Consider the following 26248-nt stretch of genomic DNA (forward strand, 5'->3'; position numbering starts at 1 on the left):
ATTACTAATAAAACAGGTTTTACTGTAAAATAATTGTAATAATTTGCCGAAGTTACTCTTCTTCATGGATGGATGATGTATTTCAATATCAATACCCTTTTAATTAGGACATGAAACAGTTTAGATACCTATTGAAAAATTTTAACTTCGAAAAAAGTTCAATGTAAAGAAATATAGCTTATCAATAGCATCCTCAGCAACGCAGTTAATAACATTACCCCCACATTCAAAGCTTGAAGTTTCATTAATATTTGATAACACTAAGACATTATCACTACGCTCACATATTATGTCGTTTATATTATAGAGATCCGACACGTCGTTAATAATGAACATGTGTAAATCAGATTGAAAATTATTCATCATACGATCTACTGTAGACTTATCTCTTGAGAAAGCCAGAGCCCTTTTAACTCCAATAATCATAATATCCGGATCATGTACGGAACATAATGAGGCTAAAGAAGACTCAAAAAAGGCTCCCTCTTTAAAAGGATTAACAATTTTATGCCCTGAAAGGATCTCTTGGGGGGAATCCGAGACAGTTACTAGTGAGTAACCATTCTCCCTAAATTTCTTGGAGAGAAGGAAAAGCAAGGAATTCATTTTCACTCCATCAAAATCATATATAAATATAAAAGGAATTTGAACATCTCTTGAGGCCCTATTTAATATATCACTCTTATTTATGATTTGATGATACAGTTTTATATTTTTTATCCCATCTATCTCCAACAGTTGTAAAACATCCTTATCTATATTCTCACCAAGATACACTATATCCTTCCCATACTTACTTAATTCTTTTAAGTATAGATTCCCTTGCCCATCGGACATATAACTACTGATTTGATTAACAATAACCACAGTATCCGTAGTTTTAAGCGTCTGCATACTCCCTGACAGATAACTCGAAATAAGGTGGGTGATCACATGCACATCATTACTATCAATATAAATAATTTCCCTGACTTTAAAATCATAGTATTCAATATTATACGGGTTCCCTTGGTCATTAATAACAAAAATTATAGCTTCCTTAATCCAGTCTAAAAAATGATAAACATTGGGATAGTACTCAGTTAGATCTGTATTAAGGGAAGCAGTCCTTAATTTGCCTCGTATTTCCTCTATCGTCATTTTAGGTTTCTGTTTTAGAAAATCATTGATTATAGAAGTTACTACAGGTGCCGCAAAACTGTTAGAATTTTGCGTAATAAATTCACGACCAAGATAATCTTTAAGTTTATGACGTGCATTCGCTGTAATATCAATTCCATTAAGAGGATAGATGTTAAATGCGAATTCTCTTTCTGTATATATCCCTGCCTTATCACAATTAACTCCAATTACATTTGTTAAAGATGCAGGATAAGTAAAAATTCCTTCGTTGCTTTGGGCAGCGATAATTATCATCCCTCTGTCATATGCTTGATTCACTACGTTTCTCAAAAATTCGTAATCAAGATTTAAAGTCGAACCAAGGCTTATATTCACCAAGTCCATTTCTTTCTCAATACACCATTCAACAGCTCTAACAAGCTGATTTACCGTGCTCTTTGCACGCTCATTAAGTATCTTAATACTACTCATTAGATCACATTTCGTATACTTCCTAATAATAGAAGCGCAAATAGTTGCATGATTAAAATCTAAATCGTGGTAGTTCCTCCTAGATACCACTTGCAACTCTGCGTCTATTTCCAGATTATACTCTAGAAACTTTTCATTAAATATAGTTTCGTTGATTCCATCGTCTATTATTGCCACTCGTGTTGGCTTTCTCATGTTTCAAATCCCGATAGTATAACAAGACTTCTGCTCAATAATCATTTGACATATATTATTAAAGGTTGTAAATTTCTTAGTAACAATAGATTCTTGAGATATATGTATCTTAAACGTTTCTTCAATATCAAAAAAAAGATATAATAAGTCCCTAGAATTTAAACCTATTCTTCTTCCTAATAAATGTTCATCTAAAAGTGCATCTGAATTAAATTCTAAATCAAATCTTCCCTTGAATATCCGTTTTAACTGTTCCTGTATCTCTTGGTCTACCATACCTCTCTCCTCCTTTAAATAGTCTGAATATCTGCGTATTCAATAAGTTTTTCTAAGAGATAATCCGCCGCTTTACCGGTATCCTGATGGTTAAAAATATTAAATATGGGAGAACTCAATGATCCAAATTGACTTTTTACACTATCGATCACTTCTGCATCAATCATGTTATAAGTCATCATTCCATTCTGACTTGAAATGTCCCAGTCAAACTTTACATTAGCCAAGTTGTAACAATCTACTTCGATACCAAATCGATATTTAATGACTTTGCTCAATTCCGTAAAATAGTCCACTTTATAATCCTCATATAAAATACTTAGTATGGAGACATCTGGCTTTACTGCCCTTGATATTTCATATGCCATAATACCAAACTTATTAGTAAATTCATCATTAAACGGAAATAGGCCGCCGGGAATTCCGATTAAAATTAAATCAGGCTGTTCTTTAAGCTCGATGTCTTTAATAAAATGATTAAACATAACGACCTTATGATAATCAGGAATCGTATGTGCAAACATAAAACTAGGAATGGAATGAAATCCAAACATTTCGCAGTAGTCTCTCGATCCGACCTGACTGATCTTATAGTCCATTTTTAGAAGTCTCTCTCTTAAGGCAAGCTGAATTTCGAATTTTTGACATCTCTCACCCATACCAATAACAAAAGCGACCGGGGTATTTATAGGATGAATATACTCTATATCTATCTCTTTACTTATTATTTTTCTCCCCGAGTTATTGTAATATTTAAAATAAGTATCTGATAATTTACATTTTTCGATATAATAATTTAGTAATTCATCAGGAATAAATATCGTGCATAATATGTTTTTTCGTTTCTCAATAGCTTTGTCTATTTTTGGCTTAATCATCTGATCAAAATCAAGTTTTAGATGAGACTCACTAAACAAGACGGTATCGCATCCATCAAGTAAGTGATTAAAATCATTACTCACATTAATTCCCAGTTGCCCTCCATAATCAGCTATACCTGCATCCTTTCCACACAACCCCCAACCATTTGGGGATATTAATCCAAGTATGTCGTATCCGTGGTTAAAAACTGGATGTCTCACTATAGGAGTAGACTGAATATCATATGGGTAAATTATTAGTTTTTCCTGTTTACTCATCTTACCTCCTCCATTTCTGCGTTTCGATAGCTCAAGGTCGGCTTTTCCACATCACTGAAGGTATATCCAAATTCCAACAAAGTACAATAATCCTTCATCATATCCTCAACTGAATTTGTAACTCCGCTACAGTGAGTCAATTTATGCTCCCGGGATAATCCATTTAAATTGTCGCAGGCAGCTGCACACAGATTACAGAATCTGAAATTCCAGCAATTTTTACACTCATTTTCAGTTAAGTTGCCTATGTTTAATAATTTTCTTGCATTTTCGATATCAAATCCCTCGTCCACATTTCCAAGATTCATGGCCTGTGATAATTCACTCACTCTCTCACAAGGGTAAAAATTTCCATGAACATTCATGAATAATCTTTGCGCTCCAGGAATGCACGGCCCACCATGATGCACCGTCTCCGGCAAAAAATTGCTTGGCTTTCTTTTCTCATGCATATTTACTTTTATGCGGTCAAAATGAGAATTAACAAGTTTTGATACCCACTTCTCATCCAATCTTCCCAACTTAGATAAAAATAACTTAAATACCTCATAAGACCACTTTTCAATAAAACTATCAGGGGTAGCCAATTCATTCTCAGAGTACTCCGTGTTTAGTGCCGATGCATTTATAAAGGAATCTTTAAGTACTTCTTCACTGGAAAAGAATTCACTTGAACAATTGAAGTCGTTCTGGGGATCCATCACCGCATTAAAGCTTATTTTTTTATAATATTCGGGATATTTAGACTTAACTGCTTCTAGATTGCTTATGATTTTGTCAAAGGTACCCACGTCACGTGAGGCAAATCTTCTATTCTTATCCTGCACTTCTCTGGGACCATCAAGACTAATCATAAGACTGACATTATGAAGTTCTAAATATTCTATAATCTTATCCGTAAGCACGGTTCCATTCGTAGTTATATTAAAAGTAATCCGTTTGCCTTCTGCCTTCGTCTCCGCATATTCAATACACTCCTTAATGAGTGGAAATTCTAATAAAGGTTCCCCCCCGTAAAATCCAATATTGATTTGAGATAAGTCCATCGAATGATCTATCAAGAAATTTATTCCTTTTGACGCCATCTCAAAAGTCATAATTTGAGCGGAATGGTCTCTATTCATATAACTTCCGGAATATACGCAATACTTGCATCTTAAATTGCATTGTTGAGTGACCTGAAGCGTGATTTTTGATACTTTGTTATTCAGCGTATACAGTAAAGTTCTACTTTCGGAATGCTCAATTTGTTTAATTTTATTTGCAGACAAAAAGCCTTTGTTTATCAAAGTAGCGATACCATCATATTCTTTAAAATATTCTTCCGACTCTATTTTATCGTTTAATACGTCTTCCAATACTTCAAACGTCTCTTTATCAATCATTACTATTATATTAGTATTGACGTCATAAACATAATAACAACCCGGCGTTCTAAATAAAAAGATAAAGGGATGTTCTTGAATCATCGTAGGCCTTCCCCCTTAATTTCATTCAAAATTATTGCTAAGGGCTAGAGTTAAAACAAACTCCAACCCTTAGTACATAAAAACCTTAGACGTTGAATTAGCAATTTTTAAAAACTAGATGAAGTCCGGCTTGTGTTATTGTTGTTTTGTAATGAGAAAGAATTACTTGAAGCCAAGATAGGTTTACAAGAGCAAGCACCACAATAACAATTACAAATACATGCAAAAGCTTCTACAGTCTCATAAGTCATAGCCCGCTTTTTCCCCAATTTTTTCATTTTTTCACCACCTTTCCTTTATGGATGAATGAAATAATCTCTTACACTATTCTAATTCCATATTTTTGTTTAGATCACACATTATCTATAAATTATGTAAAATTATCTTACCAAAACCATATCTCTAAAATATGAACTATTAGTAAATAGTTGATCATACTCTCCTATATATTCCAATTCTCCATCTCGTATCACAATAACTCGGTCAACATGCTTTAATACCTCCATTTGATGGGTAACTAGGATAACGGTTTTATCTTTGAGCCTATTATTGAGTAGATGGTTAATGTAAATTTCCGATTCCGTATCCAAATTAGAAGTAGCCTCGTCAAATATAAATAGTTCCTTTTCATGGATCAAAGCTCTAGCCAGCGCAATTTTTTGTCTTTGTCCACCTGACATTTTTAGACCGTTGCATCCTACATCATTATCTTCTGATTCCCCAAGAGCAAACTCAGTCAATTGAGCATCAATTAATACTTTCTGCATCTCATTGTATTCTGGCTCTGAATACAGCTTAATATTATTCTCAATGGTGGTATCAAACAAATATACATGCTGGCTTACAACGGATATTTGCTGTCGATATTCATCGATATCATATTGTTCAATATCAACACCGTCCATCTTTATAGTCCCACTAGATGGAGTATGAAATCTCAATAACAGCTCAATAAGTGTAGACTTTCCAGATCCATTATGCCCAACGATTGCTACCTTTTCTTTAGCATGTATAACGAAATTTATATTTTTCAGTACCATTTCTTCACTATAAGAAAAGTTCACGTTACTGTACTCAATGTTACCTTTCATCATTTGAGTTAAAGCTTTCGGAACTAACTTAGAGGTGGAGTCCTCTACCTCTAAGTCAAGAAAATTAAAATAGCGTCTGGCCGAAGGAAGTACGTTTGACATAAAATAACGAATATTCAATATGGATGCGATCGGACTAGTGACATAAGAACTATACATGATGAAGGCAAATATGCTACCCACAGTGAGAGTATAATTGAAGACCATACTTGCTCCCAGAATATATAGTCCCACCAGCAATAACTGTAACAAAATGGACTCCACAGCAAGACTATATACATTTAACATTTCCATCCTTTTCTCCGTACCAATCATACTAAGCTGCTTGTTTGTGAATTCTTCTTTCTTATTTTTTATGAGCCCAAATAACCTGATTTCATTAATTCCTCCAATAGTATCGCCAAACCAACTGGCGTAATCACTCGAACTTTGAATAAATTTTTCGATAAGGTTCTCTCTTTTTTTCGAAAAGTATTTTGCTGATATATATTTTGCGGGAGTGAAACATATAACTAAGATTGTCAGTCTCCAATCAATAATTAACAACCCTACCAACCCACCTAACAAACTAAGAATCTGAGTCAATAAGAAGAAAAAGTTACTATCTACCACTTTAGTTATATTATCTACATCTAACTTAATATTACTGAGTAACACCGTAGTATTTGCCTCTTTAAAATACTTAATTTTCAATCTTGATAGATGATGGAATGCATGTTCATTCAAAGATAACTTGATTTTAATATAAATATTAGTTCTTATTTCCTCACACATAATCTCCATACTCTTTCCTACTACAATTAATCCAAAAGATATTAATGAAAAAAAAATTACAGTTCGCATATTGTTTTGGATAAATCCTTCATCAATAATTTTTCGAGTTGTTAAGGGTAAAAATAAATTTACTAGACTAGCTAAAGATAATAGCACCATAGTAATACAAATCTTTCTTTTAAATGGAATAAATAAATTTATTATTTTGTTCAGTGTCTTTCTATCATTCACTGACTTCTCCCTCCTTCGTTGCTTTGTAATACTAATTCCATTTTCCTCTTATTATCACATCAATATTTCTTTATGTAATATAATTCACTAACATATATCTTACTGTTTGGTAGTATATAGATAAATAAATTAATATATAGGAGGTATATCTAAATGAAGGGAACCAGTCCAAACGAAGTCCTCTTAAATAAAGTTTGCGAAGAACATTTAGAAAGCGTTTACAATTTTTGTATTTATCTTATACATAACAGTCGAGGGTTACAGGATATCGCAGAAGAAAGCACACAAGAAACCTTCTTAGAAGCAAAGCAGCAAATTGAAAAACTAGTTCAGCATCCAAACATTAAAGGCTGGTTATTTCAAACAGCGAAGAACAAAGTAAATAGATCATTTCGATATTATTACTCTAAAAAAAAACATGAGTTACTTACCAATGAAGTAATACAATATCCAATATCTTCAATTGAAAATGAATTAGAGATTAATATCGATTTTGACCAATTGAAAGTCGAAGTCTTGAAGCAGCTTAATGCCCAGGAATACGAGCTTTACTGTAATTATTACTTACATAAAAAATCTATCGATGAACTATCCACCATCTATGACATCTCTAGAACAGCAGTTACAACTCGAATCTATAGATTAAAAAAGCATATTAAAGAAATCGCCAATCGCGTGACGATTTAACTGGGACAATTAACATCTTCAAAGTCAGTCTTTCAAGTGACAGTACAAGTTGGTTCACTCTACTCTGCAATTTTCAAAATACGAATCTCTTATATAGATTAACGATTATAACAAAAGTATTACTCTCCCTATTTAAACCACAAAAGGATGACTATTAATGAATTCATTTATCATTCATTAATAGTCATCCTTTTCGCACTGGCTAGTGTCTTCTTTTCCACGTCGTTCTCTTGCAAACCTTTTCCTCCATGAGTGACATTACATTCGATTAAAGCAATTCTATAACCTCTCAGGATCAAGGATGTCCGCTAACTTAAATGTTAGTGCATAGGTGATATTTTTCCATTGTCTTAGAACTGACTTCAACAGTCCCATTTCTCGCTCTAAAAAGTCAGTTTCCTTATCGTGTCACTCTCTCTTCTTAAACCCTACTATTTAATTTGATTAACATATAAATGACCCATAAGATGTCACTTTTTCAAGTGTCTATCTTACGAGTCACAGTTCAATTCTAGAGCCTTGTTTTTCTTTGGTTATTTTGTTATTTTTGAAAAAAGTAGTCTTTTTATCCTCAGATAACTCAAGGGTCTAGAAAAATTAATTCTTAAAACGAGCATATACCTTTTTCACAGCTGTAATAACATCCGCCACATCTGACTCTGTCATTCTCGGAAAAAGCGGAAGAGTGATTACGGTATCATAGTAGGTTTCAGCATTAGGACACACGCCGGTTTGATACCCCAATTTCTTATAAAAGGGCTGGAGATATACAGGTATGTAATGAACGTTAACTCCAATGTTTTCATTTCGTAATGCTAAAAATAATGACTCCCGACTCTCTGCAAAGTATTCAGGCAACCAGCGAAGGACATACAAATGCCAAGATGATTCTGCATTAGAATGCTGTTTAGGAACAATCAACCCCTGTAAAGAAGAAAACGACTCATTATAAAGGGCAGCTATTTCTCTTCTTCTCGCTACGAAACCATCTAACTTATCCATCTGACTCAAACCCAGTGCGGCTTGCATATCTGTCATTCTATAATTATAGCCCAGTTCCTGCATTTCATAATACCACGGGCCTTCATTTCTAATGAGTTCTTTCGGATTTCTTGTCATTCCATGGCTACGGAACATCAAGAGCTTACGATAATAATGCTCATTATCAGTGGTTATAACACCACCTTCACCAGTGGTTATATGTTTAACGGGATGAAAGCTGAACATTGTCATGTCAGCCCAAGCGCCAACTTTTCGTCCTGCGTAGCTGGCACCGAGTGAATGAGCTGCATCCTGGATAAGCACAAGGTTTCGGTCACGCGCAAGCATAGAAATTCGATCAATCTCCACTGGCTGGCCTGTAAAATCTACTGCGATAATCGCTTTCGTTCGTTCCGTAATTTTTGACTCAATATCCAAAGGATCAATATTATATGTGTTTATGTCAATATCCGCAAATACTGGAGTCCCCCCTTGGTATAAAACGCAGTTACTGCTGGCCAAGAAAGTGATAGGTGTCGTAATCACTTCATCTCCTTGACCGATGCCTGCTGCAAAACAAGCTCCATGAAGCGAAGCCGTTCCATTGGTATATGCTACTGCATACTTAGCCCCAACATAATTAGCAATCTTAGTTTCAAATGCTTCGATAGCCGGACCTTGAGTAATGAAGTCACCCCTAAGTACTTTTACAACGGCTTCGATATCCTGCTCGTCGATCCACTGCTGTCCATATGGCAATAGTGTAGAGCGAACCGGGTTGGAAGACGATGGATCAGATATATCGTTCATCACTGTCTCCTCCTTAGTTATTGACGATTAGTCGAGACCGCCAGATTTAATCCACTCGGTCGTACGTGCAATTCCTTCTTCCAAAGTAACTTCTGGCTCCCACTTAAGGAGATGCTTAGCTTTGGAAGAGTTACAGAGCAATTTTTGTATTTCACTCTGCGGATGGATGTGCTCCACATACTTAATTCTCGACGCATCGCCGGCAATTTGAAGTGCTAACTCATTGATAGAGATATCTTTACCCAGTCCCGCATTCACAATCTCTCCATCAACTGTATTCGAAAAACCTGCTGCAACCACAAATCTAGCGCAGTCTTCAACATAAAGAAGGTCACGGGTCTGAGTCCCCTCTCCATATATACAAAGATCTTTACCATTTAAGTGATTATTAATGAAAATGGCTACTACGCCACCTTCACCACCTGTCTTTTGAAAGGGTCCATATGTATTAAATGGACGGATAACTACTGTCGGTAAATCATAGGCATAATAATAAGAGAGTACCATGTTCTCTGCAGCAACCTTTGCTCCAGCGTATGGAGAAGCCGGCTTTGTAGGGTGTAACTCCGTTATACCATCTTCATCGCTGCAACGGTCATACACCATACAGGTGCTCATGAAAACAACCTTTGTGTTATGCTTACGGCACTGCTCCAATACAATAAATGTGCCTACTGTATCATTGTCGAAAGTTGTCTTAGGATCATCGATTGAATCTTGGACATTAATTGAAGCACCAAGATGGTAGCAAATCTCAAACTTATGCTCATCAAATAGACTAATCATAAGTGCCTCGTCCAGAATAGTACCCTTAATAAACTGCCTTAAACCCTGATGGTTCCGGAACTCTTCTACGTTAGCTTCACGACCGTTCGACAAATCGTCTAGTATCCACAACTGATGACCTTCGTCTAGTAATCTCTTGGCGACCCAACGGCCAATAAAACCGGCTCCGCCGGTGAGTAAAATTCTCATCATTTATGCTCCTTTTAAAACGCTCTTATTAATGGAGGCTGGGAATGTCCCAGTTTTCCATCTAAATAATGATCAACGATGTCATTGTTGAATAATTCATAAATTACCCTGAGATGATGTGGTTCCCAATCAGCAGATGTAAATAGCTTACCACTACTCTTTTGCAGTGTTTCTACTATTTCCTCACCTAAAGAAATTTTCTGTAAAATTGCCACTAAATCTAAAGAAACCTGCTTTACCGCCTTACAAGCTACATCATGAATGCCGTCACCATAATCAAGTTCAGGTACTGAGTGGTGAACAATGCTTCCCCCATCCAATTTTTCCGTTAAACGATGAATAGTCATTCCTGACCAGTTCGGCTTCATAAAATAAAAGGGCCAGAATAATGTCGTATTGCCCCTATACCAGGGAGATAACCCACCATGAATATTCCAAGAATACTTAGGAAATAAACTCAAAATGTTGTTACCTAATTTATGAACGCCATAACTAATTACAACATCAGGAGTAGTATTAATGACCCAATCTTTTACCTTCGAGCTATTTAACTCAGGTGCTTCAACTTTTAATATTGGAATACTCCAATGACTAAGTTCATTAACTTTGAACGCACGGTGTTCAGCCTGCTCTCTTTCCTTGAAATGTCTAATAAACAATTCCTTGTCACTTTCAACAATACTATCAGGAGGGGAAGGAAGGAATTCCTCCCGATTCTCCACTATTAGTGATGAAAGGAACCCTGCGTTATACAACATTTGCGCAACGTAAGAATGGCGGGGATGCGACCCAGTTATCAACAAAAGCCTCAAAGTATATCTCTCCTCTCATCATATGGACCTGAAATTAACTCTTTATCTAATAGCAACTTGACAATAGGAATAAGGTCTAAGATACTTGCATTGCATTTAGAGGCGATCTCTCTTAATGTATGTTCACCATCCGAATAATTTAAAATATTTAGTATACGTGACAGTTGTATTCTATTATCATTCAAATTATTAGAAGATAACTGCTTTGTTACTCCTGCAGCATTCATATCAGGATAGAGCCCATACTTATCGAGCTTCACTTCCCCATAAGGAGAATTATTTATATAATAACCATCCCATTCCACTGCTTCAATCAATATTTCCATTTCATTAACACTTGAATATAATGACTCTATTGTCATCTCTGCTTTGGTATCCAGCGAGTTATGATATCCGGCATATTCACCATAAACTGTTCTCGCCATTTGCCCTACTGGTAAATTAAAACCAGGGGAGCAATACTGCCGTTCATCAGATCCTCCATCAGGGGTAAATATTCGCGTTTGCCCATTAAATACATTTGTATCATTTAGGTGCGTCCACATCAAATCAATCGGGCTGTCACCTCTTCTCGACATTTTATAACTTAAAGATCTATTTCCTCCTAAACACGTCAAAACAAGACCAGCGTAAATATTTTGACGCAACTCTTCTCCAAACCTATGTAGATAACTGATACTCCCTATCGTTTCGGGTAGGAACACAAAGCGGTAGGTGAACCTACGCTGTTTTCTGGCTAACCTTTGATATAAAAAAACAGCTGAAATAGGGCCACTTAATTCGTTATTCGCCATGGATGGATGGCATACATAGGTACTAATTAGTATTTCGCGCTTACTTTCACCAGGAAGAATAGCATGAGAAAAGTTCAACTCTCCATCGATAAATTCACTGTCAATATAAGCATGATATTTCCCAGGCTTTAACTGCTCACGTTCTTCATGTGAGATACAAAATCCCCACCTTCTCTTATAATACGAAATAACATAAGGGATAGCTGTAGGCAGATTAGGAATAGAATGAAGGTGTTGTTGAAGCTCCTCAAGATCTATTACACTATCCACCGAATCACTGTAATTTAATACATGTAGATTATTTATTTTAAAGTCAGCGATAATCTTATTGTCGGGACCCTTTAATATGGCATCTCTTATTACCCATTCTTTAGGTATTATCCAATCAAACACTTCGGTATCCGATTTGACTCCAAAGTGTTCAAGCGGAATATAGCCAGATAATATATTAAGTGTTTCGCGTAGACCCTCACCTGTAATACTTCTACATATCGGAAATAATCTATCAAAGAGGCTATCCATCTGAAGTAATTCTGAATTACTCATTATATCAATCAACTCCGCTAATACAAATATTTTCTTAAATCACAGGTTTTTGCTCGATGTGAGCATTAATCTTTGATATCTCGGGAGATTTTAAAAGATACTCAATTACATCTGAAGAACTTACTAGTATATCATCTGGAAAGGCTTCAGCTATTGCCTGGCAAACTAAATAATCCTCTTGTGTATCAAGAGTAATTCTTAACTGAGGGTGATTCAAGTGTTTAGGAACATTTATAGAAACAGATGAAAATAATTCTTTGTTTTCATATGCAAAATATGTAACATGTTCGCGATGCCGAATTTCCTTCCCCAAATAATTAACTTTTTCCAAAGCATCAAATGAAATTATTTCTACAGCTAATCCACGTGGTAATTCACCCTCATACAATAAAATATCAGAAGGCTTTACGATCATCGTTTCTATCATCGCACTTGCCAGTTCATAATCCACAAATGGGCAATCGGCTGTTACACGCAAAACATTCTCAGCTTTATACTTCTTGGCACAATCATAATATCTTTTTAGAACATCCTCTTCCGACCCACGAAAACAATTAACATTGTTAAGCTTGCACCAATCTTCTATAGCATCATCCTGCTCAAGTATAGAAGTGGCTACGATAACTTGATGAACCCCTTGAATCTTATTACATCTAGTCACAACGTAATCAAGAACACAACTTGTACCTAGTGGCATCAAAACCTTACCTGGTAAACGACTAGAGCCCATACGCGCTTGAATAATTACAGTAAAATTCATCGTACACCTCTATTTATAATGTTAAACAATATCCCAACTAATAGGAGTCCCCTTCAATATATCAATTGAAGCAGTTCTACCAATTACCATATCCAAGTATTTTGGCGGTAAACCATAACCCGGCCTGATCACTTTAATGTTGTCTTCATTAATTTTCTCACCCTGCTTAATATCACTAGATGCATAAATAGATCTTCTGTAATTTCTTGAGTCTTTTTCACTTTCTGTAGCACCGTATGATATAGTCCCTATCGATTGCCATGCTTTAGTTGCCTCTTCAACTAGGCTTTTCATTTCATGAGGTTCCATAGAAAAAACAGAATCCACACCTCCGTCAGCTCTTGAAAGCGTGAAGTGTTTTTCAATTACGGTTGCACCCATCGCTACACTAGCAATAGATACTCCTAGTCCTAAGGTATGATCAGATAACCCCACTTCACAATTAAAAAGCTGCCTCAAATGTGGAATTGTAGCAAGATTAGAATTTGTAGGCTCAGCCGGATAAGTGCTTGTGCATTTTAAGAGTACCAATTGTTCACATCCGAACTCTCTTGCGGTTTGTACCGCCTCATCTATTTCTGCAGGGGTTGCCATTCCAGTAGACATAATTATAGGTTTACCCGTTCGAGCTACCTTTTTAATAAGTGGCAAATCTGTATTCTCAAAGGACGCTATTTTATAAGCCGGCACATCCAAACTTTCCAAGAAATCGACTGCAGTTTCATCAAACGGCGAACTAAATGCAAGTAAACCCAATTCATTACATTTTTTAAATATCTCAGCATGCCATTCCCATGGGGTATACGCTTGTTTATACAAATTGTATAATGAATTTCCCTTCCATAGATTATCAGATTCTTTAATCATGAATTCTTCGGTATTGACATCCAAGGTCATAGTATCCGCAGTATATGTTTGCAGTTTAATAGCATCTACGCCTGATTCGGCAGCAGCTTTAACAATCTCTAATGCCCTATCTAGAGACTGATTATGATTTCCGGACATTTCTGCGATGATGAAGGGCTTGTGGATTCTTCCTATCCAACGACTCGAAATTTTTATTTCATCTGTTTGCATCAAATACTCTCCTTAGTCAGCTTTTATCGGATTAACGATTTCATTTATCACATAATCTAGCCTACTACCTGGAATTAGGTTTAGACAATATTCACTCATTCTCTTCAGTACATTTGGTAAACCAAGTGCCTTTTCAATTATGTTATTGTAATCCTGTGAGATGATATTTTCATGCCACCCCATATTCCATATTGTCTGATGATATTCCGCAACTAGCACTGACTCTTGTTGATTGTCCGCCACTACAGTGACGGCAGAGGGTAAGCCCAAGAAACATCTCTCCCACATCGTTATACCTCCCGCTCCAAGAGCAAAATCGGCTTTCAAGATAAGTTCAGAGATGTGTTCCACCTGACAAAAAAAATTCACGTTTTTCAGTTGCTTAGTTTTTAGTTCAATAACCTGCTTGTTTTTATTTGATAATCCCACTATCAAGTTAAATTCAACATCATTAAAGTTATTTTTATTCAGACAATTTAACACTTTCATGGTTTCTTCAGTAGGATCGCTTCCTCCAAAAAAAACAAGTATTTGTTTAACTGCTCCTGAACGAGGCTGAATATCATGACGTGAGGCATAGAAGTGTTCTTTTAGAATTAAATATTCAGGTCCAAGAAATAACTTACACCCAGGTGTTATGAACTTATTATATCTTAACTTATAGTTGTGACTGATATTCTGATCTAATAAGATGTCACAATTATGAGATCTATTTGCTAAATCATCGATTACCATAATTCCCTTCACATGCGGTCTTAGCATCGTCTCCCAGCGATAATCAATTCCATAATGATCAACAATGATCCATTTAGGTTTGTTAATAAGACCACTAACGAACTCAATTGTAGTTGTTGCATCCTGCTCAATAGATATATCTTCACCGTTAATCAAAATGACCTGAAATCCGCGAGTATTTATATATTGGATTAAGTCACTATGTAAGTCTTTAACTACAAAAATACTAGTATAACTATGCTTCAGTAATTCGTCGGCCAAGATCAAGCACCTCATTAGATGCCCAGTCCCAATATTATTGGTTGCATCCGCACGAAAAACTACTATTTCATTAATTTCGTAAAGTTCTCTTTGCATCCATTTACCTCATAATTGTCATGGTTTATTCTTCAAATTCTGTCTTTAAGTGAACATAACGATTTCGTTTTTCTTGCCACTCGTAATCCATTAACTCATATAAATAAACATCGTCAAATTCCCCATATTTAAATATATGATTTTTATATACTCCTACTTCTCGACAACCATGCATAAGATGGGTCTTTCTTGCCTTTTCGTTTTTCCCTAATACTTCTGCCGTTATTTTCTTGAGTTTCAGTGTTTCAAATACATATTGATACATATGAGGTGCAATTAATCCTCCAATTAATTTCACATCAAACTCGCCAATGTACAGTCCCCAACTGCATCTAGAATGTTCCCATTGAATATCATTAAGTGAAACTACACCAATTAACCTGTCATTATAAGATATTAACCAATGTTTTTGACTGTTATCGTTACTTATCTTGGTGTACCATGACAATTGATGATCCATATTTTCTTCAATGTCTGTAAACATATATCGTGTTACATTGGGATGAGTTCTCCAGCGCATTACTTGCTCTAGATGATATTGACGAAGCTTAACAAACTTGATCATACATCTGCCTCCAATTATTTATTTATTGACAGGAGTACCCTCCATCAATAACCATAGATGTTCCAGTTACCCATCTAGCAGCTTCAGAAAGAAGATAGACAGCTGCATAAGCAACATCAGTTGGAGTCCCGAAACCAAGTGGGTATTGATTTTCGGTTTCTTTTCGCTTTTCTAGTGTTACTAATTTAGACCACTGATCCATCATTTTTGTAGGGATAAATCCAGGACAAATCGAATTCACTCTAATCCCATGTCTCGCTAATTCAAGTGCCGATGATTTCACAGCGGAATTTATGGCTCCTTTGCTAGCGGAATAACCTACTATTCCTGGTTGACCTACTACTCCCATAATTGAAGATATGAAAACAAACGATCCTCCAGAAGAATTAACCTTTTTGTTCGACAAACCTTTCAATAATGCAAGACCAGAGTATAGATTAAGAGACATCATTTTTTCTATTTCACTTATTTTCATTGTTCGAATGGGACTGGTAGTTTGAATACCAGCAGAATGTACAATTCCATCAATGTTAACATTATGTTTAGACACGATTTCTTTCATCCAACCCGGGATTTCATCAACATGCTCTAAATCAAAATTCTCGACAATATGATTTTGATTTAGATTCACATTTAAATATCCCTTAGTTTCATCAAGGGTATCCTGATGTCTTCCCACTAAAATTAACCTTGCACCTTGTTTACTTAGAGTCTCTGCAATTTGTTTTCCTATACCTGAGGATGCACCTGTCAAAAGAATCGTTTTATCACTTAAGGAAAAGGGATCCTGCATGATTTATGCACCTGAAAGTTGATTTTTCACTTTATCAATCAACTCACCAAAGGTGGTACACGAGACAATTTCTTCTCCATCCAATTGAACTCCAAACATGTTGTCAGCTATTGCCATTGTTGACACAACAGCTAGTGAATCCCAATCCTCTAAGTTCTCTAGAACAGTACTCATTTCTAATGTACCTTCAGCAACCATAACCACGTTTTCTTCAAACTCTCTAACGAAATTTTTGAAATCCATCTATACGCCCTCATTTCAACTATTTTTCCATACCATTTTACAACCTGCCCATGAGTAACCTACTCCGAAACCAAGAAGCAACAGTTTATTGTTGTCATCGAGATTACCTTGTTCCATTTCGTTTTTCAAAGCTATTGGAATTGTTGAAGATACAGTATTACCATAATTTTCAAGACACACAGTAAACTTTTCTTCAGGTATTTTTAATTTTAACCTTAAATGTTCTAGCATAAATTTATTTGCTTGATGAAAAACAAATCTATCATAATCTTGAATAGCCATACCTGTCTTCTCAAGCAATTCAAAGAATGCTGGTGGAACTTCCCTTAGTGTAAAGTTAAACACCTCTGGACCGTTCATATATAAATTTGCGTTGGACCTTAAGTTTCCATATCTATCTTCCAGCTCCATTAGTGCTTCTTCTGTATATGGTTCTCTAGCGCCCCCGTTTCTTACAATCAAATTTTCCTTTCCGGTTCCATCCGTTCCAAATACAAACGGACCCAAATAATCCTCATTTGCATTTACATTGGAAATCAGTGTAGCTGATCCCGCATCTCCAAATAGTACCTTTACACTTTGATCCTTCTTATTTACATATTTACTGTAAGTATCTCCAGTTAATAGTAAGATATTTTCTGCTTGTCCTGTCTCAATTAGGCCTTTCGCTAAAGATAGCCCGTAGACGTATCCAGAACAGCCCAAATTATAATCAAACGCCCCACATTTTGTTGGCAATTCTAATCTTGCTTGTAGCAAACAAGCAGAGGTTGGTAAAAAATAATCCGGTGATTGAGTGCAAAAAATAATAAAGTCAATATGTTCTCGTTCACAAATTCCTGATTCAAACAGCTTTTCTGCTGCCATAAATGCTAAATCAGTTGCTGTCTCTTCTTCAACCACATTAATTTGATTAATCCCAATTTTTTTAGTAAGTTTCTCATTCTGGTCATTGTACTCAATTTTTTTAGGAACATAATATTCTATGGATTTTATATAGCTTTTTATCATATCTGTCCCTCCCATTAGTACTACTAAAACATCCGAAGATATTACAACTTCTCCAACTCTTTCAATCTGTTTGTAGCTGGATCATATCCATATTCTGCAGACCGCCTATAATTGTACTTAGCTCTTATTATATCTCCTTTGGCTTCATAAAAAGCACCCAGATTATACGCCGCAATGAAGGTAGCTGTGCCCTTTACAATCTCTCTCCCACCCTTCTTCCCTAACGAGAGACACTTTAAATAACACTGTTCAATTAGAGGCACATAAGATATAGCATCAACTATTTGGTCCATTCCTATCTTGGTGTATATGAGTCCACAAACTAAATAGTAATCTGCCATATTTTCAAGAAAAGTATGTTGCTTTTGGATAACAGATACCGCCTCTTGCAATCTTCTGTTTTCCATAAGGATATATAGATACTCAATACCTGCTTCGGCTGCATATGCCTCTTGTCCATTCAAAGTGCTATAACACTTTTCAATATAATTCAGCGCCCGCTCAGATTGAGAACAACCACGATACTGTCGAGCAATTTGGAACAAATAATAATTATCACCAGGATCAGCTTCTAAAGCTTTATGAAGAAGCCTTAAATTTCTTTCAGCCTTATTTGTTTCATAATAACCTTCATGCTTTAATACAATCCCGGTACTTACTCTTGGCAAGTTAGTGTTCAATTGTTCATGAATACGCCCCGTATAACTGATGCCTGCGGGAAATAATCGTGATATATGATGAACCGCAGTATTTTCAATATCCCCCTGCAAAAAACGACTTTGTATTTCAATTGTACCTATTTGTGATAATTTATTATTCAAAAAAAATGCTTGAAGCATTGAAGTATTAACGTTTACAACATACTCATCTGCATCTAAAACTAAAACCCATTCTCCGAGGGCTCCCTCAATGGCTACATTTCTCGCAGCAGAAAAGTCATCATTCCATGTGTAATCGATTACCTGTGCTCCAAAAAGGCTTGCAATTTCTTTAGTTTTGTCTGTCGATCCGGTATCAACTACAATTATTTCACTAACTATTGATCGGACGCTTTCAAGACATCTCATTAAGTTTTGCTGTTCATTCTTAACAATCATACAAAGTGATATATTGAGCATATATACGAACCTCACAGTTACATGCTAGAAATATTAAGTAATAATTTCTCTTCCACGAGCAAGGAGTATAACTCACATTGGTTAATCGGCTGCTGTGTATGAGAACTGTAGCTTCTACATTCTGCCTTATTAACATTCGAATAAATATCTTCGTGATTTTTCAAGAATGGGTGAGGGAGTATAAACATATCATTTGTCTCGTAAGCATTGTTTGCTTCCTCTTCAGTCATTAATTCCTCATACATTCTCTCCCCTGGCCTTATTCCAATTTCCTCAATTTTAATTTCTTCAGCCATCATCCCTAATTTATCGACTGAATCTTTGACAATAAGCTCCACTAAATCGGCTAATTGGATGACGGGCATCTTCAACACAAATATTTCTCCACCCTTTGCAATTTGCATTGCTTTGCTTGTTAACTCAGTAGCCTGTTTTAAACTCATCATAAAGCGTGTCATTTCCTTGCATGTAACAGTCAACCTACGCTTCTCTTTAATTTGCCATTGGAAAAGTGGAATAACTGAGCCCCTAGATCCCATCACATTACCAAATCGAACTGCGGAAAAAATGGTATTTTTGGATCCCGCCTGAAATTGTGCAGCCGAGATCAGCCTTTCAGCCATTAGTTTAGAAGCCCCATACGTGTTGGTTGGAGATATAGCTTTGTCTGTACTGGTGAATACTACCTTTTTTACACTACACGCCAATGCAGCCTGTATAACATTTTGAGTTCCAATCACATTGGTCTGTACTGCTTCAAACGGATTATACTCACAAGCAGGAACATGCTTCATGGCAGCTGTGTGAAATACAAAGTCTACGTCCTGCATAGCACGTTCTAATCTGTTATAATCCCGCACATCACCTATTAAATATCGAATATTATCATATTCTTTATATTCCTGTTGTAATTGAAACTGTTTATATTCGTCACGACTAAATAATCTCACAACTGAGGGAGAATCCTTCAAGATAAATTGAAGTAGACTCTGACCAATGGTTCCTGTTCCTCCGATAATGAGCACCTTTTTACCTGTGTAGAATCCCGTCATGTTAGTTCTCCTTTGATAGTAATGAGACTTCCCGATCGTTTATCCGCTTAATTGCTTCATCAAAACCTTTTAGTAAATAAGGTGTCAAAGCTATCATTTCTTTAACAAGTCCTCCTAGATGAGTAACAATAGCCTCTCCTTTACGATTGGAGTCCTTCTCATTAACGATATCAGGTAACTGGCGCATATACACGCTCACATGAGCCTGTAATGGAAAAAAATAAACCTCCTCAAATACTTTGCGCCCCGCGATCCATTTCCATAACCTATCCACATCAATTAAGAGCGTATCGATTTTTTTTTCGGATGAGTTCAATGATAAATGTAGGTCAACCATCTTACCACCTAACTTTTGAAGTTTATTCTCAATCTTTCGAACTTCGATTCTTGTTGACTTAATTTTTGAATAAATCTTTTCCCTCTCTGTGGTTGTATAGAAAGAAAGTTGTGTATCAAGTAATCTTTTGAACCAATCGATTTCTAAGTACCGATGCTTATTTACTTCATAGACTTCTTCTATACTGCGATAAATCGTCCCCTTGATTTGTGCACCCATTTTTGAAGTGTTAATAACTTCCATTTCTGGGATGAGCCCTATCAAATGTTCCATATCGCGTAGTGTATTAAGCATCTTTTTGGTGGTTGAATTCATTCCTCCGACAACATTGGGAATTTCTTCAGTTGCACTATCTAGGGTCTGTTGCTTTTGTTCAGGGGTAACATGATTTACACCTACAGTGTAGTATTGATTATTCGGATACGATAGATCTTGTCCCATCAAAATGATTTGAGAACAATTAAAATAATTTGCGATCTGAATGCAAGTTCCTGTAACAGTTGAATTAGTTTGAAAAACTGGCTCATCAGTTTGCGATTGAAGAAGATGCATGCCTATTAGATCTAAATCAAGAAGAAGATGAATAAATGTACCCTCTCTGTTCTCTAGAATTGTGTGCTTTATTGTTGTACCAAACACAAAAGGAATTTCGGATACATCAAGATCTTTGAATACTAAGTAGTTGGGTTCACCACCATCAATTGACACAACTAAATGAGGTTCTATTCCTTCATGCAGTAGTGCCTGTAAGCTTGATCCGGCTGCAATAATTAAGCAATGAGATTTTAACCTCCTTAAATATTCAATATCTTCTTTAAGAGAAGGACCAGATCCTACTACAATAGCTGGGATATCTGTACAAGCACCATTTATGCCGGACAAGGAGGGAGTTGTAATAACCTTATCCATGTTATAAAGGATGTTCTCAATCCATTCATACTGGTAATAAATCACAGTTGCAAGGTTAGATCGATAATTCAAAATTAGCATTTCTGTGTTTTCTCTTAGTTCTGATACAAGTTCACGATACATTCTATTATAAATTGGAAGTACCTGAAAAGAAAAAGAGTCCTTAACCTGAAAAGCAATATTGTTAACCAAACCATAACGAATAGATTCTTCACTTCCAACTGCAAGTATTCCTATCTTCCGATGATCCAGTAATCCCTCAATATTTCTCGCCTCAAGCACGGCTGCGAACAAGCTTTCATCAGGCTCATAAATATAGATGGTTTTATCAGGATATCTCTCTAAAAACTTTTCTATGTGATAACCAAGTCCAAACCCAAATATTAAAATACTATGGACTCGTTCAACCTCATGTGCTATTGAATCCACCCACATTTTCGCTTCGTTAGAAGGATTATACTTACTGTGAATCCCATATTCTGAGGATGTGTTTTTTACTATTATGTTCTTTTCACCATTGCGGGTATCAACAATGTTATATTTATTCAAATCCGGTTTTCTTTGTTTTGCAAATTGATAAATGTTAGGATAATTCGACTTTAAGAAGGCAAGATTTTGCTTGTAATTATTGTACAACGTCTTCACCTGCTACCTCGATTCGAGTTAACTCTGTCAATAGCGGTTCAATCTCATACTGTAACATGTCACCAAAACCAATTAAATCTTCTTCCTTTAATAACTGATCCATGATTACAAAATGCTCTTGAAGTCCCAGCTGTATATTTTGTAAAATTGTATTTGCCGATTCATTCTGATGAGTCTGATCTATCAGAATTACACTGAATTCAATAGCTTGTACCATCCATTCCATACCTTCAAGCAAAGCGAACAATTGCTCCCAATGTTCTTGTTCCAACTCAGCATATAGTGGACGGTATATTTCAGGTAAACTAACTAGTACTTTAGCACTGTAATTAATGATACTATCCAGTGTCTCATTCAAGCTTTCCTGTGCTGAAATTGTAAAGACATGTAATGATCGGATTTCATCAAATTGCTGAACAATCTGAAATTCATAACCATCGTAAAAAGGGATTTCATTAATTTCAACAACTTTAATATAACGAGTACTTTCTGAAATTTTTTTAGTCATTTCCACCCAGAATCGATCCAATTCCTGTACATTTTCTATTGTATTTGGCACGCATTTTCCGTCTTTATATATATCCATATCACTTCATCCCTTTACATTATCATTAATATTAATATCGGTTTTAGCATAGCATAATTGAATAGCAAAAACCCCCGCTCTAAGAGCGGAGGCTACATTAATACCAGTATTCCTTTTTGTATTAACCGAGCAATTTCAGCACGGATTGTGGTGCAGAGTTAGCTTGTGCCAACATTGCAGTACCCGCTTGTACCAAGATTTGGTTACGTGTGAATTCTGTCATTTCTTTAGCCATGTCAGCATTACGCACACGGGACTCGGAAGCAGCTAAGTTTTCGGAAGTCACACCCAAGTTGTTGATCGTATGCTCAAGACGGTTTTGGATAGCACCAAATTTAGCACGTTGATCAGAAACTGTGTTAATTGCAGATTTAATTAGAGCAAGTGCACTCCGAGCCTTAGTTTGAGTAGAAATACTCAAGCTGGAGATTTTCAAAGAAGAAGTTTTCATACTCTTAAGAGTTGCTGTCAACGTGTTTGTTTTGTCTACTCCAATTTGGAAACTCACTTTACCAGTGCCTTTCAACAGATCAATACCATTGAAATTAGTAGAGTTAGCAATGTTGTTGATTTCACTCAAAAGTTGGGTAACTTCTTGTTGAAGAGCACCGCGGTCTGCAGAAGCATAAGTACCAGTAGCAGATTGGTTAGCCAGCGTATTCAAACGTTGCAACATCGAGTGAACTTCTGTCAGAGCACCCTCAGCCGTTTGTAGCAAGGAAACGCCATCTTGTGCGTTCCGAGAAGCTTGGTTCAAACCATTAATTTGGAAACGCATTTTCTCAGAGATTGCTAGACCCGCAGCATCGTCTGCAGCGCGGTTAATCCGGAAACCTGAGGAAAGCTTTTCCATTGTTTTACCCATTTGAGTGTTGTTGGAACCCAAATTACGGTGTGCGTTAAGAGCTGCAACGTTAGTGTTAATGTACATCGACATACTTATCATCCTCCATGATTGTTTTAGATTAGTCACATCCTTGTGACCTAATTACTATATCGGTTGCATCTTTAAAACTATGAATAGTATTTAAAAGAAAAATTATTTTTTTTCATCAAAATAAATAGGTTCAAATTCTGTCCTTCTGGTACCATAATAAGCCTGAAGAACTGTTTGTTGATCTCGTACTGATTTCATGGATTTTGACAGTTCAAGGAATTGATCTTGGAATTTTTGCTCAACAAATTGCTGATTATCCATCGCTTCAATAACAGAAGGTCTAATAGCCTCATTATAGTTTTCCAACTCGTTAGGTGATAGCCCTTCAACTACGATTTGTTCATTTAATTTGTCCAATTCCTGACGGACCATAGCCCATTCTCCCATTAATGCTAAAAATCCATCCAGATCTTCAAGCCAATCTTCGTTATGAACATGATGAACCTGACGTTTAGATATATTCAGTAGTTCTACATACCTTTGGTTTCGCCGTTCTAACAATTCAGATCTTTGTCTATCCAAGAGTACCCTCCTTTCCAATCTGTTCCCAGGCACTCTTGAGATCACTTAACAATGCATTAACTTCTACCAGGTAATCAATTTGTTTATTCAAGTTAGCCTGAACAAGTCTATCAATAATATACAAATAGATGCCTTTAAGATTTTTGGCGATTTCTCCGCCTTGATCCTCTTTTAGTGAGGAAATCAACTCATAAATGATATCCTGGGTTCTTAGAATAAGCCGATGTCCTTCCGTATTATTCCCTTCAGATATTGCCGTTTGAGCTTGATTAACAAACTGGATTGCCCCATTGAAGAGCATTAGGATCAACCTATGCGGAGAAGCAGTCTCATACTTGTTCCGTTGGTAAGCTTTGTACCCCGTCTGATATGGCATTTGCATATCGTTTCATCCCTTTGCACTCATTATTTCTTGGTCAAAGCATTTAGTTGACTGGACATATATGTTTGTTCACTTTGTAATTTAGATAATGCAACTTCCATGGCTGTAAATTGGCTCTTCATTCGCGCCTCTTTCGCTTGCAACTTGGCATCTAAACGAGACATCTGATCCGTTATTAATGCCACTTCTGCATCATAACCTTTAATTTTACTAGCAAAAACACCGTCAGACTTGCTCCATGCATAAACATTATCTTTGAAAAGAGCGGCAATGCCAACAGCTTTAGGTAATTTATCTGGATTATCAGGATTATTGAGATCAGGAACAGTTTTATTAAACATACTTATCACTAATTCCGGATCCTCAAGAAATTTATTGATAAATTTTTCTTTATCAAAACTAATAGTGCCCGTCATTAAACTTGCTTTGGTCTGTCCTTTATCAATTTCCAGTCCAAAACTGGAAATTGTATACTTCTTATCAAAATCGGTTCCGTCCCCAAAATCAACCAAGGTGTTCATCCAATGATTCATTTGGTTGGATAAATCACGTAATGTAGAGTCTCCTTGTAATGGCTTCTTCTCTCCAATAACATCTCTAATCGAAGTAGTAATATCATTGTATGCTTTTATAAAAGCCTCCACTTTACTTGTAATTTTGTCGGTATCCGTGCTTACCTTAACGGTAGACGAGCCCTTACCCGTAAGGTTCATCGTTACTCCATCAATAACATTCGTTATCACATTGCTACCTTGGGTTATTTCTACACCATTCACTTTAAAAATCGCTTCTTCGGGTGCAATCTGTGTATTGGTACCTAAAAGCGAAAACGCACCTTCGCTATCTTCAATATAAACGCCCTTTTCCGCGGAAGTAAAACCTATTTTACCGTCTGATCCAGAGTTTGATGCATTAAATATCAACTTCTTGCCTGTGCTTGTATTAATAACAGCAGCAGTAAGCCCTTTCGCATTACTGTTCACCTGAGTCTTAATACTCTCCATGAGCTCGCCAGCGTTTTTCCCCTTCGCTTCGATTTCAATTTCTTTACCTTCAAAATGGAACTTGATCGTTTTAGTAATTTCCCCACCAGCAAAATCTGTATCAGGAGTTGCAGTATCCCACATCATGACATGAGGCGTTGCCAATTGACTGACCTCAACTAAAAAAGATCCTGTAGAGACTGATGTTCCTGCACTAACCTGAGCCACACTTTCATTTGAGCTTTTTGCCGATGTCAATTGGTAATTAGCGCGCAGCATTAGATCAGAAGCGGCGTTTCTTAGTGCACTAAGCTTAGTGTTAATTCCTGTGTAGAAAGATTTAACATCATTCATATATGTTTGTTTATTTTCCAGCTTTTCGTATGACTTTCTTTCCAAGGCCATAAGTTTCTCTACCATCTCTGCAGTATTCAAACCGGAAGCCATACCAGTAAGACTAATACTCATTTTATTCATCCTCTCTTGAATATTTATAGTTTTTTATCAATAAACAAACCAATTAATTCTTTCATTTTTATAGATAGGTCAATTAAAAATTCTGGAGGCAAACTAGTAACTACTTCCTGTGTTTCACGATTAATTACCTCTACATAAACCTGTTTTACTTCATCGTTATACTTGAAACGAAGCATTTTTTCCGAAGATTTAATCGCCTCATTTACTTTCTCCAACTCACGGTCAGCCTTATTTCGTGCATCTTCATTAAGAAGTTCATAATCAAAAGTTCTAGGAAGTGAAGATTTAGCCTGATCTGGCTGCAAATTTGAATCTGGGTTATTAGATGCTGTTCTGGGTAGTTGATACTCATTACCACTTGATTCCATCCGATTCATCCGATTTAT

General features: G+C 36.1%; 27 protein-coding genes. 1 reads left to right on the plus strand and 26 read right to left on the minus strand.

What is annotated here, in order from left to right; genetic code table 11:
• Positions 1-141 precede the first annotated feature (141 nt).
• The 6 genes from NST85_RS26150 to NST85_RS26170 all read right to left on the minus strand — a co-directional run bounded on the left by NST85_RS26150 (position 142) and on the right by NST85_RS26170 (position 6768).
• Positions 142-1788 carry a S8 family serine peptidase gene (locus tag NST85_RS26150; RefSeq protein ID WP_341190817.1) on the minus strand — a complete coding sequence of 549 codons (1647 nt, stop codon included), beginning with the start codon at positions 1786-1788 and terminating at the stop codon, positions 142-144.
• Between the two features lie 3 nt (positions 1789-1791).
• Positions 1792-2064, minus strand: coding sequence for a peptide maturation system acyl carrier-related protein (locus tag NST85_RS26155; protein ID WP_127194064.1), 273 nt, complete (start codon positions 2062-2064; stop codon positions 1792-1794).
• Between the two features lie 14 nt (positions 2065-2078).
• On the minus strand, positions 2079-3203 hold the full coding sequence (locus NST85_RS26160; RefSeq protein ID WP_127194063.1) for a TIGR04066 family peptide maturation system protein: 1125 nt from the start codon (positions 3201-3203) through the stop codon (positions 2079-2081).
• Positions 3200-4672 (minus strand): Cys-rich peptide radical SAM maturase CcpM, encoded by a 1473-nt coding sequence (gene ccpM / locus NST85_RS26165; protein WP_211350225.1) that lies wholly within the window; start codon positions 4670-4672, stop codon positions 3200-3202. The genes NST85_RS26160 and ccpM overlap by 4 nt, the downstream gene beginning before the upstream one ends.
• Before the next feature lie 107 nt (positions 4673-4779).
• Entirely contained in the window at positions 4780-4950 is a 171-nt protein-coding gene (locus tag NST85_RS29410) for a CLI_3235 family bacteriocin precursor (RefSeq protein ID WP_127194062.1), read from the minus strand.
• A 102-nt stretch (positions 4951-5052) separates the two neighbouring features.
• The gene (locus NST85_RS26170) at positions 5053-6768 is read right to left on the minus strand and encodes an ABC transporter ATP-binding protein (RefSeq protein WP_127194061.1); all 1716 of its coding nucleotides are present in this window, start codon (positions 6766-6768) and stop codon (positions 5053-5055) included.
• Between the two features lie 153 nt (positions 6769-6921).
• Here NST85_RS26170 and NST85_RS26175 point away from each other — a divergent pair, with 153 nt between their 5' ends.
• Positions 6922-7455 carry an RNA polymerase sigma factor gene (locus NST85_RS26175; RefSeq protein WP_127194060.1) on the plus strand — a complete coding sequence of 178 codons (534 nt, stop codon included), beginning with the start codon at positions 6922-6924 and terminating at the stop codon, positions 7453-7455.
• A gap of 597 nt (positions 7456-8052) precedes the next feature.
• Here NST85_RS26175 and pseC read toward each other — a convergent pair.
• From pseC to NST85_RS26275, 20 genes are all read right to left on the minus strand, one after another.
• Positions 8053-9246: a UDP-4-amino-4,6-dideoxy-N-acetyl-beta-L-altrosamine transaminase gene (pseC, locus tag NST85_RS26180; RefSeq protein ID WP_127194059.1), complete on the minus strand. Its 1194-nt coding sequence runs from the start codon at positions 9244-9246 to the stop codon at positions 8053-8055.
• Between the two features lie 27 nt (positions 9247-9273).
• On the minus strand, positions 9274-10221 hold the full coding sequence (locus tag NST85_RS26185) for a dTDP-glucose 4,6-dehydratase (RefSeq protein WP_127194084.1): 948 nt from the start codon (positions 10219-10221) through the stop codon (positions 9274-9276).
• Positions 10222-10235: 14 nt separating this feature from the next.
• Positions 10236-11033: a formyltransferase family protein gene (locus NST85_RS26190; protein ID WP_127194058.1), complete on the minus strand. Its 798-nt coding sequence runs from the start codon at positions 11031-11033 to the stop codon at positions 10236-10238.
• Entirely contained in the window at positions 11030-12373 is a 1344-nt protein-coding gene (locus tag NST85_RS26195; RefSeq protein ID WP_211350218.1) for a DUF4910 domain-containing protein, read from the minus strand. Before NST85_RS26195 ends, NST85_RS26190 begins: the two co-directional genes overlap by 4 nt.
• 34 nt (positions 12374-12407) lie before the next feature.
• Entirely contained in the window at positions 12408-13133 is a 726-nt protein-coding gene (locus tag NST85_RS26200; protein ID WP_127194057.1) for a cytidylyltransferase domain-containing protein, read from the minus strand.
• Between the two features lie 21 nt (positions 13134-13154).
• Positions 13155-14210 (minus strand): pseudaminic acid synthase, encoded by a 1056-nt coding sequence (gene pseI, locus NST85_RS26205; RefSeq protein ID WP_127194056.1) that lies wholly within the window; start codon positions 14208-14210, stop codon positions 13155-13157.
• A 12-nt stretch (positions 14211-14222) separates the two neighbouring features.
• Complete coding sequence (gene pseG, locus NST85_RS26210) at positions 14223-15302, minus strand: UDP-2,4-diacetamido-2,4,6-trideoxy-beta-L-altropyranose hydrolase (protein WP_127194055.1); 1080 nt, start codon at positions 15300-15302, stop codon at positions 14223-14225.
• A 25-nt stretch (positions 15303-15327) separates the two neighbouring features.
• Positions 15328-15867: a UDP-4-amino-4,6-dideoxy-N-acetyl-beta-L-altrosamine N-acetyltransferase gene (gene pseH / locus NST85_RS26215; protein WP_127194054.1), complete on the minus strand. Its 540-nt coding sequence runs from the start codon at positions 15865-15867 to the stop codon at positions 15328-15330.
• Positions 15868-15889: 22 nt separating this feature from the next.
• Positions 15890-16660, minus strand: coding sequence for an SDR family NAD(P)-dependent oxidoreductase (locus NST85_RS26220; protein WP_127194053.1), 771 nt, complete (start codon positions 16658-16660; stop codon positions 15890-15892).
• 3 nt (positions 16661-16663) lie between these two features.
• Positions 16664-16903, minus strand: coding sequence for a hypothetical protein (locus NST85_RS26225; protein ID WP_127194052.1), 240 nt, complete (start codon positions 16901-16903; stop codon positions 16664-16666).
• Between the two features lie 15 nt (positions 16904-16918).
• Positions 16919-17914: a ketoacyl-ACP synthase III gene (locus tag NST85_RS26230; RefSeq protein WP_127194051.1), complete on the minus strand. Its 996-nt coding sequence runs from the start codon at positions 17912-17914 to the stop codon at positions 16919-16921.
• Positions 17915-17955: 41 nt separating this feature from the next.
• Positions 17956-19032 (minus strand): tetratricopeptide repeat-containing glycosyltransferase family 2 protein, encoded by a 1077-nt coding sequence (locus tag NST85_RS26235; protein ID WP_127194050.1) that lies wholly within the window; start codon positions 19030-19032, stop codon positions 17956-17958.
• Between the two features lie 17 nt (positions 19033-19049).
• Entirely contained in the window at positions 19050-20084 is a 1035-nt protein-coding gene (locus NST85_RS26240; protein ID WP_127194049.1) for an SDR family NAD(P)-dependent oxidoreductase, read from the minus strand.
• A 1-nt stretch (position 20085) separates the two neighbouring features.
• Entirely contained in the window at positions 20086-21966 is a 1881-nt protein-coding gene (locus NST85_RS26245) for a motility associated factor glycosyltransferase family protein (RefSeq protein WP_127194048.1), read from the minus strand.
• The gene (locus NST85_RS26250; RefSeq protein ID WP_127194047.1) at positions 21956-22561 is read right to left on the minus strand and encodes a hypothetical protein; all 606 of its coding nucleotides are present in this window, start codon (positions 22559-22561) and stop codon (positions 21956-21958) included. Before NST85_RS26250 ends, NST85_RS26245 begins: the two co-directional genes overlap by 11 nt.
• A gap of 121 nt (positions 22562-22682) precedes the next feature.
• Positions 22683-23498: a flagellin N-terminal helical domain-containing protein gene (locus NST85_RS26255; protein ID WP_127194046.1), complete on the minus strand. Its 816-nt coding sequence runs from the start codon at positions 23496-23498 to the stop codon at positions 22683-22685.
• Positions 23499-23600: 102 nt separating this feature from the next.
• Positions 23601-24020, minus strand: a complete 420-nt coding sequence (locus tag NST85_RS26260) for a hypothetical protein (protein WP_127194045.1) — start codon at positions 24018-24020, stop codon at positions 23601-23603.
• On the minus strand, positions 24013-24402 hold the full coding sequence (gene fliS, locus NST85_RS26265; protein ID WP_246054364.1) for a flagellar export chaperone FliS: 390 nt from the start codon (positions 24400-24402) through the stop codon (positions 24013-24015). The genes NST85_RS26260 and fliS overlap by 8 nt, the downstream gene beginning before the upstream one ends.
• A gap of 23 nt (positions 24403-24425) precedes the next feature.
• On the minus strand, positions 24426-25853 hold the full coding sequence (gene fliD, locus NST85_RS26270) for a flagellar filament capping protein FliD (RefSeq protein ID WP_341190818.1): 1428 nt from the start codon (positions 25851-25853) through the stop codon (positions 24426-24428).
• A 23-nt stretch (positions 25854-25876) separates the two neighbouring features.
• Positions 25877-26230, minus strand: coding sequence for a flagellar protein FlaG (locus NST85_RS26275; protein WP_341190819.1), 354 nt, complete (start codon positions 26228-26230; stop codon positions 25877-25879).
• Positions 26231-26248 lie beyond the last annotated feature (18 nt).

Origin of the sequence: Paenibacillus sp. FSL K6-2524 (assembly GCF_038005525.1) — a bacterium.
GTDB lineage: Bacteria > Bacillota > Bacilli > Paenibacillales > Paenibacillaceae > Fontibacillus > Fontibacillus anaericanus.

Excerpts from the sequence above, each read along its gene's own strand:
- pseG (WP_127194055.1), bottom strand. The coding sequence starts at position 15,302 with ATGCAAAGAGAACTTTACGAAATTAATGAAATAGTAGTTTTTCGTGCG.
- NST85_RS26220 (WP_127194053.1), bottom strand. The coding sequence starts at position 16,660 with ATGCAGGATCCCTTTTCCTTAAGTGATAAAACGATTCTTTTGACAGGT.
- NST85_RS26275 (WP_341190819.1), bottom strand. The coding sequence starts at position 26,230 with ATGGAATCAAGTGGTAATGAGTATCAACTACCCAGAACAGCATCTAAT.
- NST85_RS26200 (WP_127194057.1), bottom strand. The coding sequence starts at position 13,133 with ATGAATTTTACTGTAATTATTCAAGCGCGTATGGGCTCTAGTCGTTTA.
- NST85_RS26155 (WP_127194064.1), bottom strand. The coding sequence starts at position 2,064 with ATGGTAGACCAAGAGATACAGGAACAGTTAAAACGGATATTCAAGGGA.
- pseH (WP_127194054.1), bottom strand. The coding sequence starts at position 15,867 with ATGATCAAGTTTGTTAAGCTTCGTCAATATCATCTAGAGCAAGTAATG.
- NST85_RS26195 (WP_211350218.1), bottom strand. The coding sequence starts at position 12,373 with ATGAGTAATTCAGAATTACTTCAGATGGATAGCCTCTTTGATAGATTA.
- NST85_RS26150 (WP_341190817.1), bottom strand. The coding sequence starts at position 1,788 with ATGAGAAAGCCAACACGAGTGGCAATAATAGACGATGGAATCAACGAA.
- NST85_RS26230 (WP_127194051.1), bottom strand. The coding sequence starts at position 17,914 with ATGATAAAAAGCTATATAAAATCCATAGAATATTATGTTCCTAAAAAA.
- NST85_RS26185 (WP_127194084.1), bottom strand. The coding sequence starts at position 10,221 with ATGAGAATTTTACTCACCGGCGGAGCCGGTTTTATTGGCCGTTGGGTC.
- NST85_RS26175 (WP_127194060.1), top strand. The coding sequence starts at position 6,922 with ATGAAGGGAACCAGTCCAAACGAAGTCCTCTTAAATAAAGTTTGCGAA.
- pseI (WP_127194056.1), bottom strand. The coding sequence starts at position 14,210 with ATGCAAACAGATGAAATAAAAATTTCGAGTCGTTGGATAGGAAGAATC.
- NST85_RS26250 (WP_127194047.1), bottom strand. The coding sequence starts at position 22,561 with ATGGATATATATAAAGACGGAAAATGCGTGCCAAATACAATAGAAAAT.
- ccpM (WP_211350225.1), bottom strand. The coding sequence starts at position 4,672 with ATGATTCAAGAACATCCCTTTATCTTTTTATTTAGAACGCCGGGTTGT.
- pseC (WP_127194059.1), bottom strand. The coding sequence starts at position 9,246 with ATGAACGATATATCTGATCCATCGTCTTCCAACCCGGTTCGCTCTACA.
- fliD (WP_341190818.1), bottom strand. The coding sequence starts at position 25,853 with ATGAGTATTAGTCTTACTGGTATGGCTTCCGGTTTGAATACTGCAGAG.
- NST85_RS26240 (WP_127194049.1), bottom strand. The coding sequence starts at position 20,084 with ATGACGGGATTCTACACAGGTAAAAAGGTGCTCATTATCGGAGGAACA.
- NST85_RS26225 (WP_127194052.1), bottom strand. The coding sequence starts at position 16,903 with ATGGATTTCAAAAATTTCGTTAGAGAGTTTGAAGAAAACGTGGTTATG.
- NST85_RS26235 (WP_127194050.1), bottom strand. The coding sequence starts at position 19,032 with ATGCTCAATATATCACTTTGTATGATTGTTAAGAATGAACAGCAAAAC.
- NST85_RS26160 (WP_127194063.1), bottom strand. The coding sequence starts at position 3,203 with ATGAGTAAACAGGAAAAACTAATAATTTACCCATATGATATTCAGTCT.
- NST85_RS29410 (WP_127194062.1), bottom strand. The coding sequence starts at position 4,950 with ATGAAAAAATTGGGGAAAAAGCGGGCTATGACTTATGAGACTGTAGAA.
- fliS (WP_246054364.1), bottom strand. The coding sequence starts at position 24,402 with ATGCAAATGCCATATCAGACGGGGTACAAAGCTTACCAACGGAACAAG.
- NST85_RS26255 (WP_127194046.1), bottom strand. The coding sequence starts at position 23,498 with ATGTCGATGTACATTAACACTAACGTTGCAGCTCTTAACGCACACCGT.